16 protein-coding genes are annotated in these 12243 nt (G+C 61.2%); 4 read left to right on the top strand and 12 right to left on the bottom strand.

Going from position 1 to position 12243, the window contains the following annotated elements; translation table 11 throughout:
• Positions 1–16: 16 nt before the first annotated feature.
• The 4 genes from FJ434_RS15565 to FJ434_RS29790 all read right to left on the bottom strand — a co-directional run bounded on the left by FJ434_RS15565 (position 17) and on the right by FJ434_RS29790 (position 2628).
• A complete protein-coding gene (locus FJ434_RS15565) occupies positions 17–469 on the bottom strand; it encodes a MucR family transcriptional regulator (protein ID WP_140509900.1) in 453 nt (150 codons plus the stop codon).
• A gap of 160 nt (positions 470–629) precedes the next feature.
• Positions 630–833 (bottom strand): hypothetical protein, encoded by a 204-nt coding sequence (locus tag FJ434_RS15560; protein WP_027144508.1) that lies wholly within the window; start codon positions 831–833, stop codon positions 630–632.
• Positions 826–1749 (bottom strand): DMT family transporter, encoded by a 924-nt coding sequence (locus FJ434_RS15555; protein ID WP_140749294.1) that lies wholly within the window; start codon positions 1747–1749, stop codon positions 826–828. Before FJ434_RS15555 ends, FJ434_RS15560 begins: the two co-directional genes overlap by 8 nt.
• A 45-nt stretch (positions 1750–1794) precedes the next feature.
• On the bottom strand, positions 1795–2628 hold the full coding sequence (locus FJ434_RS29790) for a hypothetical protein (RefSeq protein ID WP_181165966.1): 834 nt from the start codon (positions 2626–2628) through the stop codon (positions 1795–1797).
• 110 nt (positions 2629–2738) lie between these two features.
• On the opposite strand from FJ434_RS29790, the gene FJ434_RS15540 reads away from it, so the two are divergent.
• Both FJ434_RS15540 and FJ434_RS15535 read left to right on the top strand, forming a co-directional pair.
• Complete coding sequence (locus FJ434_RS15540; protein WP_140714059.1) at positions 2739–3698, top strand: LysR substrate-binding domain-containing protein; 960 nt, start codon at positions 2739–2741, stop codon at positions 3696–3698.
• A gap of 63 nt (positions 3699–3761) precedes the next feature.
• Positions 3762–4352 carry a GNAT family N-acetyltransferase gene (locus FJ434_RS15535; RefSeq protein WP_140749297.1) on the top strand — a complete coding sequence of 197 codons (591 nt, stop codon included), beginning with the start codon at positions 3762–3764 and terminating at the stop codon, positions 4350–4352.
• Between the two features lie 45 nt (positions 4353–4397).
• On the opposite strand, the gene FJ434_RS15530 is transcribed toward FJ434_RS15535, so the two are convergent.
• Complete coding sequence (locus FJ434_RS15530) at positions 4398–4910, bottom strand: DinB family protein (protein WP_140749300.1); 513 nt, start codon at positions 4908–4910, stop codon at positions 4398–4400.
• Between the two features lie 66 nt (positions 4911–4976).
• On the opposite strand from FJ434_RS15530, the gene FJ434_RS15525 reads away from it, so the two are divergent.
• On the top strand, positions 4977–5669 hold the full coding sequence (locus FJ434_RS15525; RefSeq protein ID WP_140749303.1) for a glutathione S-transferase family protein: 693 nt from the start codon (positions 4977–4979) through the stop codon (positions 5667–5669).
• 81 nt (positions 5670–5750) lie between these two features.
• Here the strand turns inward: FJ434_RS15525 and FJ434_RS15520 are convergent, their stop codons facing one another.
• Positions 5751–6023: a DUF2934 domain-containing protein gene (locus tag FJ434_RS15520; protein WP_140509890.1), complete on the bottom strand. Its 273-nt coding sequence runs from the start codon at positions 6021–6023 to the stop codon at positions 5751–5753.
• Positions 6024–6314: 291 nt separating this feature from the next.
• On the opposite strand from FJ434_RS15520, the gene ndk reads away from it, so the two are divergent.
• The gene (gene ndk / locus FJ434_RS15515; RefSeq protein WP_027144516.1) at positions 6315–6737 is read left to right on the top strand and encodes a nucleoside-diphosphate kinase; all 423 of its coding nucleotides are present in this window, start codon (positions 6315–6317) and stop codon (positions 6735–6737) included.
• A 63-nt stretch (positions 6738–6800) separates the two neighbouring features.
• Here the strand turns inward: ndk and FJ434_RS15510 are convergent, their stop codons facing one another.
• From FJ434_RS15510 to FJ434_RS15485, 6 genes are all read right to left on the bottom strand, one after another.
• Complete coding sequence (locus tag FJ434_RS15510) at positions 6801–7565, bottom strand: YbaY family lipoprotein (protein ID WP_140749306.1); 765 nt, start codon at positions 7563–7565, stop codon at positions 6801–6803.
• 80 nt (positions 7566–7645) lie between these two features.
• A complete protein-coding gene (locus FJ434_RS15505) occupies positions 7646–8128 on the bottom strand; it encodes a molybdenum cofactor biosynthesis protein MoaE (protein ID WP_140749309.1) in 483 nt (160 codons plus the stop codon).
• A 5-nt stretch (positions 8129–8133) separates the two neighbouring features.
• Positions 8134–8391, bottom strand: coding sequence for a molybdopterin converting factor subunit 1 (moaD, locus tag FJ434_RS15500; RefSeq protein ID WP_027144520.1), 258 nt, complete (start codon positions 8389–8391; stop codon positions 8134–8136).
• Position 8392: 1 nt separating this feature from the next.
• A complete protein-coding gene (gene pgsA, locus FJ434_RS15495) occupies positions 8393–8989 on the bottom strand; it encodes a CDP-diacylglycerol--glycerol-3-phosphate 3-phosphatidyltransferase (protein ID WP_010915213.1) in 597 nt (198 codons plus the stop codon).
• 99 nt (positions 8990–9088) lie between these two features.
• Positions 9089–11155 (bottom strand): excinuclease ABC subunit UvrC, encoded by a 2067-nt coding sequence (uvrC, locus tag FJ434_RS15490; RefSeq protein ID WP_140749312.1) that lies wholly within the window; start codon positions 11153–11155, stop codon positions 9089–9091.
• Positions 11152–11916: an SDR family oxidoreductase gene (locus FJ434_RS15485; protein ID WP_140714051.1), complete on the bottom strand. Its 765-nt coding sequence runs from the start codon at positions 11914–11916 to the stop codon at positions 11152–11154. Before FJ434_RS15485 ends, uvrC begins: the two co-directional genes overlap by 4 nt.
• Positions 11917–12243: the final 327 nt, after the last annotated feature.

The raw sequence follows: 12243 nt of genomic DNA, 5'->3' as shown, positions 1-12243 counted from the left end.
ACCGGCCAGCAAGGCCTCAGGCAGTGGCCTTGCCACGCTTTGTCGCCTTGGCCACCACTGCTGGCGCAGCGGCCGGCTTGCGGCCAAGTCCCGTCGATTTCGCCAGCGCCGACCGGGTCGCCGAGTAATTCGGGGCGACCATCGGATAATCCGGCGGCAAACCCCATTTGGCCCGATAGTCGTCCGGGCTCAAACCATGGTCTGTCCTGAGGTGTCGCTTGAGTGACTTGAACTTCTTGCCGTCCTCCAGGCAGATGATGTAGTCGGGAAACACCGACTTTTTCGGATTTACAGCCGGAACCAGGCTCGGGCTTTCCACGACGGCCGCGCCAGCCAGCTTTCGGACCGAGGCGCTAACGCTGGCAATCAGGTCAGGCAGGCCAGAAGCCGGAAGCGGATTGTTGCCTACATAGGCCGAGACAATATCGGCGGTTAGCTCGATAACGGTCTTATCCTCGATATTTGACAATTCTTTCACCTTATTTGTGACAAAGTCATCTACCCCAGTGAAGACTTTTGTCGATGTATCTCTTTAACCGCGTCCCCCGACGGACCGCCAAGTCCCAAACGAATCAAGACTTGGCATCAACTACCTTTATGGGAAATCGACGTCGCGCAAATTAGAAAATCTAATACTTCGAAGCGACAGACTTGGTTGTCCGGCCATCCGCCAATATCTCAAGAATACGCTTCCAGCGGGCACAACGCCCGAAATCCTTCTGCTCAATCGCCTTTTCAGCCTTCATCGCGGCATAAAGTGGTGCCTCCGCGCCGAATTCCTTGATGAGCCAGTGCGCTTCCTGCCTGGCGAGACGTTCATTGTCGTCAAACATAGTCTTGCGCCTCCGTACGCTCCAGGCCGACGGCGACACAACTGCCGATCACGAGGACGGCTCCGGCAATGGCGGTCGTCGTCAGCCGTTCACCGGACAAGGTCAGCAGCAGCGTCGAGGCAATCGGCGTGAGATAGGCGACGACAGCGACCTTGCCGCTGCCTCCGAGCTTCAAGGCGTGCGACCAGAAGTAATAACCCAGCCCCATCGGCCCGGCGCCGAGATAGAGCCCGAGGGCCAGATCCATCCCGGTGGGCCAGGCGACGCCTTCGCGAGCGGACCATATGAGTGTCAACGCGACGCCAACCAGCGACGAGGGCAACAACAAGCGGTCCGGCGAATTGGCGAGCCGTCCCACCATCACCGAATAGAAAGCCATGCACAGCGCAGATCCGAATGCGGCCAGATAGCCGGCGAGATCACCCTGGAACCAGGTGCGGTCACGACCTCCCGAAATCACCAACGCGACGCCGACGAACCCAAGGGCCGCGGCAAGGCCCAGCAAAGCCGGACGCCGGGGATTGTCGAAGGCGATCACCGCCGCGGCAACCATCAAGGGCCAGGTGTAGGCCACGAGATTGGCTTCTATCACCGGCATCAAGGCAAAGGAGATATATTGCAGTACCATGGTGCCGACCAGACCGATAAAACCAACCGCGAGCGGCGCCAGCGCGGTGCTCGCCGTGACTGCCGCGGCTTTCTCGCGGCTCATCAACCGGATGACCGCGAACACCAGTGCGGCCCCTACAAATTGCAGGAATTGCACTTGCGACACGGGGTGACTGGCCAGCAGGGATTTGCCGATCAGTGCATTTGTCGACCACAACGCCACCGCGCCGGTGGCGAAGACCAGCACGGATACCGAGCCCGATCGATGCCGAAAGAACCGGCAAGGGCTATCCCTGTGGTCGACCATGATCCTGTCCGAAAACCGGTTTCCACTTTTCGGGGTCATGGGTCGTTACCATAATTCCCTGGCTCCGCCCGGAACCGGCGCTTCGGCAGGGGCCGGCGTCGGATGTTCCGCTTCGAACCGGCGATAGGCCGGCAGTTGGTTGGTCCACACGTCGTCGGCCAGTTCGTTGACCCACTCGCGGTCGTGATCGTTGTCGGCGGCAAGATAGAACATCCTGTTATCGTCGACATAGGGCTTGGCCACAGAGCGCTGGTTGAGCACCAGGGTGACGCGCTCGCCGAACTGGATCGGCGCAGTGCGATGCAGGACACCGAGGAACTGCCCGAGTGTGGCGTAGTTCATCTTGTGATCGATGCGCATGATGCGGTTGCGCGGAATCCCGCGGCCGGATTCGAGAATGGCGCGGCCGGTCTCGGAATCGTCGCAATAGATTTCGAGCTGGCCGCCGACCAGCGGATCGCTGATCGACAGCGGAATGAGTTCGGTGACCGGAACGCCGTCGCAATGCCATTCGACGGCGCCATCCCTGGGGTTCATGAAGGTGACGGTCGAACCGACGATCGACAGCGGATAGGGCTCCAGCTTCGTGCCCATCATGTCGGAGAGCCGCTCCAGGCGCAACTTGTCGTTCAGCAACTCCTTGATTTCGGGGATGAAACGGTCGGCGCCGGTGATGAAGGTCAGGTCGAGGTGCTTGTGCACGGCATGACTGGTCTTGAGCTTCAGGGCGGCTTCCTCGATCGCGGCAAGCAGTGCCGGATCATAGCCATGCAGATACTGCGCAACGCCGAAGCTCGACACTTTCCAGGCGGTTTCGTGACCGATAATGGCCTCGCGGCTCATCGCATAGCGCAATTCGGGTATCGTATGTGCGTTCATTGTACTTCTCCAAGTGGGGGCAAACACTTGGTTAACAGTCGATTAAATTAGCTCCCCCTGTAAAATTAGGAATGCTAGTGCTACCATAAGCCCAGCTTAAGGTCGAAACCGTGCGTCTGCTCAGTCAGGTCAACCTCAATTCGCTGAAAATCGTCGAGAGTGCTGCGAGGCATGGCAATTTCACGCGTGCCGGCGAAGAACAGTTCATCACCGCTTCGGCGGTCAGCCAGCGCGTCAAAAGCCTGGAGGACCAGCTGCGCTTCAAGATTTTCCAGCGCGGCGGCAATGCAGTGTCGCTGACACCCGAGGGCGAGACCTATGTCTCGCGCGTTCGCGAGGCGCTGGAGCGGATCGTCGCCGCCAGCATGGAAGCGACCGGGCAATCACAGGAACATGTGCTGAAGATATCCGTACTGCCGACATTTGCCGCACGCTGGCTGTTTCCGCGCCTGCCACTTTTTCAGCAGCAACATCCCGATATCGTGATGCGAGTTTCGACCTCGTACGCGACGCATGAGTTCACGACTTCCGAATTCGACCTCGAAATCCGCTATGGCGACGGCCACTTCAACGGACTGCCATCGGACCTGTTGTTTCGGGAAGACCTGACGCCGGTGTGCAGCCGTAAGCTGTTCCATGAAGTTCTCGGCCAGAAGCCGCTGTCAAAGGTCACACCGGACGACCTCAAGCACTTCACGTTGCTGCATTCCGACACCTGCACCCAGAACTGGCAATCCTGGCTTGGTTTTGCTGGTGCCAGTTTTGTGCTCAGCGAGACCAAAAGCATCTATTTCGATTCGTGCATGATGTCCTACGAGGCGGCCAACTCAGGAATGGGTTTTGCCGTTGCCAACCGTGCCTATATGGTCAGCGATATCCGCGCCGAAAAGCTGATCGCTCCGTTTGCCGTTCATCATCCGAACACGGCCGGTTGGTACTTTGTCTCGCCCCACAAGAGCCCTGCCGCACGCAAGGTGCTGCTGTTCAAACAATGGGTGATGGCGGAAGCGGCCATGACGCAACGCCAGTTGGACAGCGAAGTCATCGACTTGGCTTCAGAGGCTGTCTGAATTCGAATAGGTCTCACTTGCCGCTCGGTGACCGCAGACAAGAGAAATAGGGATCATCGATTGATGGGCGCCCAATCCAGGCAACCCGCCTTGGTCGGGGATCTCGTTGAGCTCAGCCCTCTTCAGCCAGAGCATTCCGTAGCGCTTTTGAGTGCCGCCGCGGATGGCGAGCTATGGAACCTGAAGGCCACCGTGGTTCCTGGGCCAGGCGCGATCGATGATTATATTGCCAATGCCCTGGCTGGACGACAGGCCGGGACCGTCATGCCATACGTAATCATCCTGCGCGCCACGGGCTTGATTTGCGGTAGTACGCGGTTCTGGAAAATTGATCGTGCGAATAGAAAATTGGAGATTGGGCACACGTGGCTCGGCAGTTCGGTCCAGCGATCGGGCGTCAATACCGAGGCTAAATATCTTCTCCTGGTTCAGGCATTTGAAGTCATGAGCTGTGTTCGCGTGCAATTCACCACCGACGAACTCAATGATGCGTCGAGAGCGGCCATTTTGAGCATAGGAGCAAAACAGGAAGGAATCGTTCGCAATGAACGGATCATGCCGGACGGCCGGAAACGCAATTCCGTCCGGTTCAGCATTATCGATTCCGAGTGGCCTGATCTAAAAGCGAGGCTACGGCAAAAAATGCGACGGTAGCCCGCGCGAACCGCTCGCCCCGAATTTAAAACAAAACCATGTGGATCAGGCGAAGGCCCTTCCTTCCTCGGTGCGCTGGAAATGCGCCAGATCGAGCGGTACGGAAGGGCGGCCCAGAACCGTCAGGATCATATGCGCCTGGCCGCGGTGATGGGTCTGGTGGTTGAAGACATGAGCCAGCGCGGGCGCCAGGCGCTGCGAGACGGTGCGCATGTCCGATACGGTCATATAGGTGAAACGACCCGACAGCGCCTTGTCGTTCAAGCCGCCGAGCCAGTCGATAATCCGCCGGTCCTCGGCCTCGCGCGCTGTCCTCAGGACAGGCAAGGCCCGATACAATATGGCGTCCAATGTCGTCGGCGCGGCGCCTTCGCCGGTGAAGCGTTTCATCCAGATGCGATCGGCGGCGAGCAGGTGGTTGAGCGTGCCCACCAGCGAGCCGAAGAAGGCGCCGACGTCGCGATTGAATTCCTCATCGTTGAGATCGTCGGCGGCATCGTAGATGCGGCCATTGGCCCATTGATTGTATGCCGCAAACATCATGAAGTGCTGTTTCATCTTTTTCCCGCCGCGCCTGTTTCGGGTGTCGGGAGCGATACCTAGACCGCAAAGGAACCGGCGCCAATGACCATTCTGCTTTATGATCTCGTCGGGCGTGACGAGGGCCGTCCGTTCAGCCCACATTGCTGGAAGGCAACGATGGCGCTGGCCCATAAGGGACTTGATGCCTCGACCGCGCCGACGCGTTTTCTCGAAGTGCCGGCCATTGAAGGCGGTGTCTCGAAAACCGTTCCGGTTATCCGCGATGGCGACAAGGTCGTCACCGATTCCTTCACCATCGCGCTCTATCTCGATGAGGCCTATCCGGATCGCCCGACGCTGTTTGGCGGCGAAGGCGGCAAGGCGATGGCGCGCTTCACCGAGCGCTGGTCGCAATTGACCATCCACCCTTATGTCACCACCGCGGCGGTCGTTGACCTTTATGCCATGCAAGACGAGGAGAACGCCTCGTATTTCCGACAGAGCCGGGAGCAGCGCCTCGGCAAGCGGCTGGAGGACGTCGTCGCCGCACGCGACGCCGGCCTGGCAACCTTCCGGGCAGCGCTGGAGCCGCTGCGCTCCATGTTGAGCTACCAGCCGTTCATCGGCGGCGCCTCGCCGCTGTTTGCCGACTATATCGTCTTCGGCGCGCTGCAATGGGCGCGTATCGCATCACCTTACAAGTTGCTCGAAGGCAGCGACGCGGTAGCGCAGTGGTTCACCCGCTGCCTCGACCTGCATGGCGGGCTGGGACGAAAGGTTTCCGCCGCAGCGTGACGGACGCAAAGGCCTGCCTGCCCGCAAGGCAGCTCGAGCGCCGTCTACCTGTTGCGAAGATCAGCGGCGGAACAGCTGGCCTTATTTGGCCGCCTTCTTTGGCTTGCTGGCCTTCGGCTTGCTGGCTTTCGCGGCGGCCTTTTCTTCCTTGGGGGCTGCTTTTGTCTTGCCGGCGCCGGATGCCTTCTTGGCTGGCTTCTTGTCCGCCGACGGCTTCCCCGCGTCCTCCCGATCGACGTCGGCCGCCGCCTGGTGCCAATGGCGTTCGTGATGGCCGGCCGGTCGCCCTTCTTCCTGCCAGATCTGATGTGCACGGTTGCGAATGCGCTCCTGACGATCGTCTGTCATGGTCATGTTGTCTCCCTTCGGGCCGACTTCAGCGCGGCGCCGACCGAGCGACTATAGCAAGCAAACCGTTGCTTTACAGCCATCTGATCCCGCCTGCCTGCGGCGACCAGCCATGGAAGCGCAGACCGGTCCGGCGCTCGCTGTCGCTGGGCGTTCGTCGCTCGGAAAGGAAAAGCAATTGGCTTTCCACCCGCTACGCGGACCGCTCCTCACCCCGCTCCTCACCCCCTTGGCAATAGGCCGGGCGGCTTGTATAGAGCCCGCCACTCTCAATTCAAATTCAGACAAGGACGACCCATGGCGCTCGAACGCACTTTTTCCATGATCAAGCCGGACGCAACGCGGCGCAATCTCACCGGCGCCATCACCAGGATGCTGGAGGAAGCCGGCCTGCGCGTCATCGCCTCGCGCCGGGTGTGGATGAGCCGCCGCGAGGCGGAAGGCTTCTACGCCGTCCACAAGGAGCGGCCGTTTTTCGGCGAGCTGGTGGAATCCATGTCCTCGGGCCCGACCATCGTGCAGGTCCTGGAAGGCGAGAGCGCCATTACCAAGAACCGCGATGTGATGGGCGCCACCAATCCGGCCAATGCCGCCGAAGGCACCATCCGCAAGGTGCATGCGCTGTCGATCGGCGAGAACTCGGTGCACGGCTCGGACGCGCCGGAAACGGCCGCACAGGAGATCAAGTACTGGTTCTCGGATACCGAGATCGTCGGCTGAGCCGACGGCATCAAATCCGATCTGGAAGGCCGGCGTTCAGCCGGCCTTTTTTCTGGAGTGCAATCAGCTTGCGGCGCTGAAGCGCAGGATTTCGCGGCCGTCCTTGTCCGATATGGCGAGCTTGCCGGCATCGACAGTGTATGACGCCGCGTTGGCCAACGCATCGAACAGGGCTTTTTCCTCGGCCATCACATGGGGCGCGCAGGCTTTGTAGGTCGAACCGATATCGCCGATCGCGATTGCCTGACCCTCGACCTTCGCCGTGGCAAAATAGGTGTTGCAGGGACCGTTGCCACCGGCCTTGCCGGCCTCGCTGATCCTGAAGGTCGCCTGCGGCGCGGTGACGGCGCCAATGCCGTCGACATAGTCGACCACCCAGAGCTGATCAAAGACGGAAGTCATTGGCTCCTTGCTGGGTGCGACCATCTTCAGCATGATGGTCTGTGGCGCGTCGGTCAGCGGATCGAGCTGATGGCGCACATCGGAAATGAACATCAGCCTTCCGTCCACGGTGATCCGGGCCCGCAGTGCATAGGTCATCTGCGGTCGGATGACAGAGGGGTCGAATTTGATCTCGAAGCTGATCGGCACCTGACCGGCGGGCCTGATCTTCTGTTGCCCGATGATTTTGGCGGGCGCGTCCGCCAACGAGACGTCGGCAAGCTCGACGGAAAGCACGGCGCTGGGTGGCAATGCGATGCGCTCGCGATAGATAACCTCGCCCCTCACCGCCTTTTCCGCGGCAAGGGAAAGCTCCGGCACCGCCAGGATGCCGACGACCAGCGGCACCAAGCCGAAGACGAAGAACTCGGCGATCCTGTCCAGCATGACCGTCTCCCTTGCCCAAATCAGTCACGTGATCAGTTGGCAGAAGGATTGCGGTCGTTCCGTGACGCCTGCACGGTAAACTATTCGGACGGCGGCTGCTTCCAGCGCCGAGCTGCCTCGGCGTCAGTTTCCTTGGCATCGACCCAGCCGCCCTCGGAGCCGTCGGCGCGATGCTCCTTCTTCCAGAAGGGCGCACGCGACTTGAGATAGTCCATGAGGAAGTTCGCCGCCTCGAATGCCGCCTGGCGGTGCGCCGAAGCGGCCACCACCAGCACGATGTTCGCCCCCGGCGCGATCTTGCCATGGCGATGTATGACGGTGAGGCCTTGCAGCGGCCAGCGCTCGGTGGCTTCGGTTGCGATGCGGCCGATCTCGGCTTCAGCCATGCCCGGATAGTGCTCGAGCTCGAGTGCCCAGAGAGCGCCCTGCTCGTCGCGGCACAGGCCGGAGAAGGTGACCACCGCGCCAATGTCGGCACGGCCCTGCGTCAGCCCGGCGATCTCGGCGGCGACGTCGAAATCCTGGCGCTGAATGCGCACGGTCGGCACCAGGACGGCCGGCATGAGTGTCAGCCCCCGGTCATCGGCGGGAACAGTGCGATCTCGCGTGCGCCCGATATCTTCTCGCGGTGATCGACATGTTCCTGGTTGATGGCGACGCGGATGACATCGGGATATTGCAGCGCGTGTTGGTACCCTTCGCCGCGCGATTGCAGCCAGCGCAAGAGGTCGGCGACCGTCTCGATGCCGGCGGGCAATTCGACATCTTCCTGCGATGTGCCGATCCGTTCGCGAACCCAGGCGAAATAGATGAGACGGGTCGTCATCTCACTCGTCCATGATGTGCTTGAGACCGGCGCGGAAATAGTCGTAGCCGGTGTAGAGCGTCACGAGGGCCGCGATCCACAACAGCACGAGGCCGGTCTGCGTGGTCAGCGGAAAGATCTTGTCACCGGCCGGTCCCGCCAGCAGGAAGGCGATGGCGACCATCTGGATGGTGGTCTTCCACTTGGCAAGTTGCGTCACCGGCACCGAAACCTTGAGCGCCGCCAGATATTCGCGCAGGCCCGAAACCAGGATTTCGCGGCACAGGATGATGATCGCCGCCCACAGCGACCAGCCGGCGATACCGGCATGACGGTCGGTGTCGGCCGCCAGCAGCAAGAGGCAGGTGGCGACCAGCAGCTTGTCGGCGATCGGATCGAGCATCTTGCCGATGTTGGAGGTCTGCTGCCAGGCGCGCGCAAAATAGCCGTCGAAATAATCGGTGACGGACGCCAGCAGGAAAATGACCAGCGCCGACCAGCGGGCGAAGTCGCTCGATTTCAGATGGCCCTCGAGAAAAAAGCACAGCACGACCAGCGGTACCGCGATGATGCGGGCGTAGGTCAGCATGTTGGGCAGGTTAAATGCGCGCTGGGCCATGTCTTCAGAGACTCTTTCTGCCTGCGTACTCAAATCAGAAGCGGATGTAGGGGGTCAACAGGCCAGATTCGACTGGCCAGCTGAAAGTGACGATTTTCTTCAGCTCTCGTGGAAGTGATTGTAGACCAGTTTCGCCACCTGTTCGGAAATGCCGTCGACCTTCCTCAGATCCTCGACTGCGGCACGGCTGACCGCCTTGGCGGTGCCGAAATGCAAGAGAAGCGCGCGCTTGCGGCCGGGCCCGATGCCGGCGATTTCGTCGAGCGGGCTCTTGACCATTTCTTTCTTGCGGCGGGCCCGGTGCGACCCGATGGCGAAGCGGTGGACCTCGTCGCGCAGCCGCTGGACGAAATAGAGGACGGGGTCGCGCACGGGGAGCGAAAACGAGTCCCTGCCCTTGACGAAGAAGCGCTCGCGGCCTGCATCACGGTCCTGTCCCTTGGCGATGCCGATGGCGACGACCCGGTCCTCGATGCCGAGATCCGACAGGATCTTGCGCACCGCCGTCATCTGGCCCTGGCCACCGTCGATCAGGATGACATCGGGCCAGGCAGGGAAGCTTCCGGAGATATCGTCTTCGATATTGTCGCCTGAATCCGCCGAGGCAGTCTCGTCGGGAGCAACGTCGCCATGCTCCTTGAGCAGCCGTGAAAAGCGCCGCTCCATCACCTCGCGCATCATGCCGAAATCGTCGCCCGGCGTGATCTCGGTCGAGCGGATGTTGAATTTTCTGTACTGGTTCTTCACAAAGCCTTCCGGCCCCGCGACGACCATGGCACCGACGGCGTTGGTGCCCATAATGTGCGAGTTGTCGTAAATCTCGATGCGCACGGGCGGCTTGGTCAGGCCGAAGGTCTCGGCGAAACCAGCAAGCAGCCGCGCTTGCGTCGAGGTTTCGGCCAGCCGGCGGCCAAGCGCCTCACGCGCATTCTGCAAAGCGTTGTCGGTCAGATCCTTTTTCTCGCCGCGCTGCGGCACGGAGATCGCCACCTTGCGGCCGGCGCGCGTCGAGAGCGCCTCGGCCAGCAATTCCTGGTCCTCGACGGTCTGCGACAGGAGAATGGCACGCGGTGTCGGCTTGTCATCGTAGAATTGCGCCAGGAACGAGCCCAGCACTTCCGATCCCTCCAGCGCCGGATCGGCCTTGGGGAAATAGGCACGGTTGCCCCAATTCTGGCCGGTGCGGAAGAAAAACACCTGGATGCAGACCTGGCCGCCCTCCTGGTGGATAGCGAAGACATCGGCCTCGTCGACGGTCGCCGGGTTGATGCCCTGATGGCTCTGCACGTGCGACAGGGCCGCCAGCCGGTCGCGATAGATCGCGGCGCGCTCGAAATCGAGGTCTTGCGAAGCCTGCTGCATGGCAGCCGAAATCTCGGTTTTCACCTTCTGGCTGCGGCCGGACAAAAAGTCCTTCGCTTCGGCGACCAACTCGGCATAACCCTCATGCGAGATCTCGCCGGTGCACGGCCCGGCGCAGCGCTTGATCTGGTAGAGCAGGCATGGCCGCGTGCGGTTCTCGTAGAAGGAATTGGTGCAGCTTCTGAGCAGGAAGGCGCGCTGCAGCGAATTGATGGTGCGGCCGACGGCGCCCGCCGAAGCAAAGGGGCCGAAATAGTCCCCCTTGCGCGAGCGTGCCCCGCGATGCTTGTAAATGCCTGGTGAGACATGGTCGCCGGTCAAAAGGATATACGGAAACGACTTGTCGTCCCGCATCAGCACATTGAACCGCGGCCGCAGACGCTTGATAAGATTGGCTTCGAGCAGCAGCGCCTCGATCTCGGTGCGGGTGACGACGAACTCCATCGTCGACGTCTCGCGCACCATGCGGCCGATGCGGTTGGTGTGGAATCTGCCTTGCGCGTAATTGGTGACACGCTTCTTCAGGCTGCGCGCCTTGCCGACATAGAGCACGTCGCCGGCGGCGTTCATCATCCGATAAACGCCGGGCGCATTGGGCAGCCGCTTCACCAGCGTCTGGATTACCTCGGCGCCGATCATGCCTTCGGCGTCGCCGGCATGCGGCGCCCAGTCGATGGCCGTGAAGGCGACATCCGGGCCAACCGGTTCGACGATCTCCTCCAGCGCCTCGTCCTCGAGGTCGATTTCGGGAGGAAGATCATCAGCGCCGCCGCGCGCCTTGTTCTTGTGATCCAAAGGACTCATTCCGCCATGCCTGTCACATCGGGCGTCTGCCATGCAAGATGCTGGCCGCCATCGAGCGCGATCATCTGGCCGGTGACCGAGCGCGTCTCCCAGAGATAGCGGATGGTGGCGCCGAATTCCGGCAATTCCGGGCCGCGCCTCAGAATGAGGCCAGCGACCTGCGCGTCAAAATCCGAATCGTCCTGGCGCACGTTCTTCAGCGTCGGGCCCGGCCCTATCGCATTGACGCGGATGCCGGGTCCGAGTGCCTGGGCCAGCATCTGCGTCTGGGTCCACAATGCCGATTTCGACAGCGCATAGGAAAAATAGCGCGGTGTCGGCCTCCAGACGCGCTGGTCGATGACGTTGACGATCAGCCCCTCCTGCCCTTCCGGCAGGGAACGGGCGAAATTCTGCGCCAACAGCGCCGGGGTTTTCACGTGAATGGCAAAATGGCGGTCCCAGGCGTGCCAGTCGAAATCTTGCACGGAATCATCGACGAAGAGCGAAGCATTGTTGACCAGCAGCGAAATTGGGCCCAGCGCTGCTTCCGCTTGGCCGACGAGGTCGCTGACGGCATCCATGTCGGTTAGATCAGCCGCAACCACGGCGGCGCGGCCGCCCGACCGGTTAATCCCCGCGGCCAACGCATCCGCCTCATCGTGCGAGCGATTGGAATGGATGGCGACCGCAAAACCATGGCTGGCGAGGTCCTCGACGATCGCCTTGCCGATCCGTTTCGCCCCACCGGTCACCAGCGCCACGGCAGTGGCTTTGCTCATCTGCTGTCAATCCTCAATTTCGGCCCGAAACGCGATGCCGACGAAATGTGGCCCGGCATGCGTTAAACGGCGTTCGCACCTGGGGCAACATTGTGGCGAAGTGCCCGGTTCGGTATGCCGAGCCCTCCTGGACTCGGAACCATTGGATCGCAATATAGGTCGCTGGACTCCTTGCACCAAGCGGTGTGCAGCGCAGCGTGAACTTGCTGCTGACATTTCGCTGTTGCGAAGATGCAACGTCAAGGTTCTGCCTCATTCGTGCCGGGGAATGACCCAAGTTCAGGTTCGGTTCAGCCGTATTTTGACACGACATTTGGAACCGACGAA

Origin of the sequence: Mesorhizobium sp. B2-5-13 (assembly GCF_006440535.1) — a bacterium.
In the GTDB taxonomy this organism is placed as follows: domain Bacteria; phylum Pseudomonadota; class Alphaproteobacteria; order Rhizobiales; family Rhizobiaceae; genus Mesorhizobium; species Mesorhizobium salmacidum.
This window is presented reverse-complemented; position numbering and strand designations above follow the sequence as displayed.